This is a genomic window from Pantoea sp. CFCC18179, from assembly GCF_059412405.1.
Map to the genome: position 1 here is coordinate 1 of NZ_JBNBPM010000031.1, position 4439 is coordinate 4439.

4 protein-coding genes and 2 pseudogenes are annotated in these 4439 nt (G+C 47.4%); all 6 read right to left on the minus strand.

The features are described from left to right. Nucleotides 1-814: pseudogene (locus tag ACPUC7_RS24205) on the minus strand (hemagglutinin repeat-containing protein); the annotation flags it as partial. A 191-nt stretch (nt 815-1005) separates the two neighbouring features. Next, a pseudogene (gene cdiI / locus ACPUC7_RS24210) lies at nt 1006-1230 on the minus strand (ribonuclease toxin immunity protein CdiI); the annotation flags it as partial. 329 nt (nt 1231-1559) lie between these two features. Next, on the minus strand, nt 1560-2234 hold the full coding sequence (locus ACPUC7_RS24215; protein WP_494924834.1) for a hypothetical protein: 675 nt from the start codon (nt 2232-2234) through the stop codon (nt 1560-1562). Nucleotides 2235-2433: 199 nt separating this feature from the next. Beyond that, nucleotides 2434-2535, minus strand: coding sequence for a hypothetical protein (locus tag ACPUC7_RS24220; RefSeq protein ID WP_494924835.1), 102 nt, complete (start codon nt 2533-2535; stop codon nt 2434-2436). A 194-nt stretch (nt 2536-2729) separates the two neighbouring features. After that, entirely contained in the window at nt 2730-3146 is a 417-nt protein-coding gene (locus tag ACPUC7_RS24225) for an Imm63 family immunity protein (protein ID WP_494924836.1), read from the minus strand. Nucleotide 3147: 1 nt separating this feature from the next. Further along, on the minus strand, nt 3148-4439 hold a 1292-nt coding region (locus ACPUC7_RS24230; RefSeq protein ID WP_494924837.1), incomplete at its 5' end, for a TNT domain-containing protein.

Below are 4439 nucleotides of genomic sequence, written 5' to 3' on the forward strand. Positions count from 1 at the left end.
TCTCTTTATCACGGATGACGATAGTGCCCGCGCTTACCGCCGCTTTGGTGGTCGAGCTGTCGCTGCCGCTGCTGTTCGCGCCAACCAGCAGGCCGTTTGCCATGTTGCCCGCGAACTGTCCACCGATGCTGCCGCCCGAGCTTATCCCCACGCTCTGGTGCTCGACCTCATACTCCGCCTGGTTGTGGAGATTGCTCCAGCCCAGCGTGCCGGTGTCGAGCCGGTTCTTATCCGCCGTTGCCGTCGAGCCGATGACCGCGCCGTCCAGCTGCGTGTGCCCGCCGACCTTCACGTCGAAGCCGCCGCTGCCGGCGAAGATGCCGGTCTGCTCCTGCACCGAGCTCCACGTGCTGTGCATTTTGTCGCGGCTCAGGTTCACCGAACCGCTGCCGCCGCCCATGCTGATGCTGCCGCCCGCGCTGGCGTTCTGCTGCTTCGAGTCGTAGTTGTCGGTGTCCTGCTCGCTGCGCATCGTCAGGTTACGGCCCACGTCCAGCGCCACCTGATTGCCACTCAGCTGCGCGCCGGTCAGCGTGGTGTCGCGCCCGCTGCTGATGTTCACCTTATTTCCGGCGTTAACCGTGGTTTCGTTATGCGTGGTGCCGCTGCCGTTCTCGCTGCCCCTACCTTTGTTAACGCTGGCATTCAGCGACAGCCCGTTCGCGCCCTGGCCGAAGTTGATGCCGACGCCGATTGAGCCGCCCTGGCTTTCGTTTTTGCCGTCGAGACGCTGGCTGTCCTGCGACGAGCTCAGATTCACGTCGCGCGCCGCGCTCAGGTTCACGTCTTTGCCCGCCTGCAATTGCGCGCCCCTGGATACTGGCTATGCGGCCAGCGGTAATACCGCTGGCTTTAATGCACTAATCCATCTGCATGTATGACGACTAATGCAGTTAGTTGTAGCTTTCAACCTTGAAATTGCCACACCTGACGGTGGTAACTATGTTCAAGTTGAAATTGATTGGGCGATAAAAAGTTCCCTGCGCAGCGACCGGAACTCAGTTATTAGTCAGGTAATTTAACAAGCAGGCTATTTACTTTTTCGGAATCTTCAGGGTGAAGTTTTAAATATCTTTCACATGCCAGCCGGAGATAGTGGTAACAAGTTTTCTCGCTAACAATGGCAGTATCGGCTTCCGAAGGTGGATACCCTACGGCAAATTCAACTCCTTCAAAGTGTTCACTTACATCGTAGCTATTCATGTCAGGAAAATTGCAATAAGCGCCATCAGTGTTAAAACCATTTTACTCAACAATATGTTCGATGACGTCTAAGAAATTACGACAAGATGACATGATGTTGAAATAACCTACAATGATATCATTAAGGCCGGAGTAGACATCTGGCATTTCGAATAAGTTATTACTCATCTTATTTATCCCATACCCTAGCTTGGGTGGAAATTACGTACTAGTCCTATGAATTCATCAAAATATATCCTAAAACCAACTCCGCCTGACTCAACAGTCGCTGTATCGTTTGGACTATTCATCGCTTTCTTGAAACCATTCTTCGCAGCCTGTTGCCCAAGCTCTAGAATCTTTTTTTCTTGCTACATCTATTCTGCCGAACTCCCACTGGGAGAGTTGTTTGCAACACCCTTTTCACAAAAAAAATCATTAAAAACATGCAAATGCTCTTTATTCCCTAGAGCTACAACTTCTGAACCAGATTCATCAAAACGCCCTAGCAACATAAAAACTATACCATTGCGTTCCCAAACATTTTTCATCCACTTAGATGGGCTATCTAATTCTTTTTCATATTCGTAAACTTCATAGGAGTTAAAGCTCGAAAAATACAATTTTTCTTGTGTATTAATGAGATTTTGAATTAAATCTACTTTATCAAGTGAGATTCTACCTGTCCCAGTTAACACTAACCCTTTTTTTCCAGGATTAAGGTGAGAAATTTTGTTGATTATTTTATTTACATCAACTCCACAACCTTCAACTAAACCCCAAGTTTTTTTATAATTTACAATCACATTATTAGGTTGCTCAGGGGTTAATTCGAGCATAACCCCAATTGTTTGTTTCTCATTAGAAAGTAGCGAGACCTTGCTTATCATTTTTTTAAGCAAATAGCCACCCGATTTAGCACGAGGTTCCTTAGGTATTTCCCAGCTCAATGCAGAAATATTTTCCTCTTCGATGCCATAGCTGTCGAATCTTGCGATCTCATTTTTTAGGTTAATATTTTCAGCATATCTTATCACAACTTTAGTCGTCATAATGATTACCTATTGGGTCCTTAAAATGTGATCTTCTATTTTTAGGGAAAGTAATAATTAAGGATTTTTCGCTAAGTTTAGATACCTTTCAATCAAATTATCATGAAATTTAAAGAGCTAGCGATCTATCACCATTCACGGTAGCATTAGTAGATATTTGTCCATATGCATCTGAGTATTGCTGGCTGATTTTCGAGTTTTACGGTCCAGTTTCGTATTCACCTTTAATAGCTATAAATTCCAGCTTTGCACTTGCACAACCAGCGCTGCCAGCTTTACCGTTGCCGCACGCATCAATCACTTTATGGTCTCGGCTGATGTCCTTCTCTCTAAGTGTATTTATCTACTCCTGCGCTTGCTCGCGTTCTGCCGGATTTTTGCTATTAGGTTTCTGCTCGCAATTTCAAGTTCAGTCTTTTCATTGACATGCAGATAGTTATTCTCAACAGCAACAGCAACAGCAATCCCAGCCGCAATAGCTGGGATTCATTACCCTTATGTATAAAGACTATCGTCGTAGGGCGTTTCAGTCAGAATTTTTTGAATTTCGTGTTGAGCTTTTGGCTCCCATGAAAGATTCATCTTTGCCATTAATTCAATAAATTTGGGGAAAGCGATGCGTCGTCCATCTCTGCCTTTCACCCTGTTTTCTAACTCATATTGAAATGCTGTCTTATATGCAAGTTCTGACATAATCCAATAAAGTAGCTCATCTAGTGACCCAGTAAACTTACGCGAGAATTCATAACCTCTTTCTGAATGAATAAAATTATATACATCATTTTCAAATGTAATATATGGAGTGCCATCTCCAATTGGAGCGGTACAAAGATTAACGGAATGTTTTGGTAGACCAGCTTGCAAGGTCAGCTCGTCAATTTTTTTTTGTATTTCTTCAATATTCAGCAGCATATCAGCGTACCTCACGGATATATTCATTCTTCAAGAGCCATTCTACATTCACTCGTTCTTGCATATTAGGTAATATTTGAATCCCTCCCCCTGGCTCACCAAAAGCAGGGGCAATTTTACCCTGTATAGCAGGCAAAGGTTTGATTACCTCATACTCATAGTATTTTTCAGCCTTAGCGCCTGGTGCAAGAGCACGTTGTTCGTAAGGTGTCCCTTTCGGAGCAAGGAAAGAACCATTAGGCTCTCCATACCTATCTAAGCGGGCGCCTACTGGTATGGTAGTTTTAACAGGATCTCCTTCAAATCCTAAATTCTTAGGCCAATTCCATCCACCATCAGCACTTTTGAATTTGTCATAATACGAATAACCCCCGGCTTCATTATCTGTAATTGCACTCGATGAATTAGGATTCTTAGGCACTTTTCCTGCATTCATAGCTGCTGCTTCGGTCTTACCTGCCACTTTTGCAACAACCTTCTCCGTCAGTACCGCGCCCCCCTTCACGATACCGGTTCCGCCAGTTAACAATCCGGCGATATCCGTAACCAGCTTTCCACCCTCCACGCCCGCATTAAACGACCCGCTGGCGCCGGCTTTCTGGTACTCCGATTCCATTCGGTCAATACGGTCTATATAAGACTGCTTAACCGCATCCGATAACGTGCCCAAAACATCACCGCTGTTAAACAGCGCTTTCATTGCCTCTAGGGTTTCCGTCGGGTTAGAGCCTGCTTTGACAATACCGTCCACAGCATCGTAGAGCCCTGCAGGAACCCCCGCTATCATACCCGCTGCAAAACTGCCGTCCTGTCCCAGGTCAATCGCCGTCCATTTCGCTTCTGTTTGCGCTTTGCAGGCCACGGTCTGACATTCTGCCAATTCTTCTTTCTTCTGCGCCTGTTGTTTCTGGCTTAAATAGTTATTCTCCACAGTCGTCTTACCCGACTGCGCAGCCGCCACCGCATCCGCGCTGCTGTCGCCAGTCAGCCCGCCTGCTAATCCCGCCGCCAGTGTGGCCAGCGCGCTGACCGTTTGTTTCTCCGTCTCGCTCAGTTCACTGACCGGTTTGCCGTAAGCACTGACCGCAATCATCGCCGTCATCTCTGCCGTGGCGGCACCCGCGGCGCCAACCAGCGCGCTATTGCCCTGCGCTGCGGCTAACGCCGCATTGACCGCCGCGTGCGCCAGCACTTTTCCGGCAGGATCCAGCCCGCTACTGCCAATGATGTTTGCAATGTACGGCGCCGAGCCGCCCGCCAGCGCTTTCGCCAGGTCGCCGCCAGCCAGTCCCT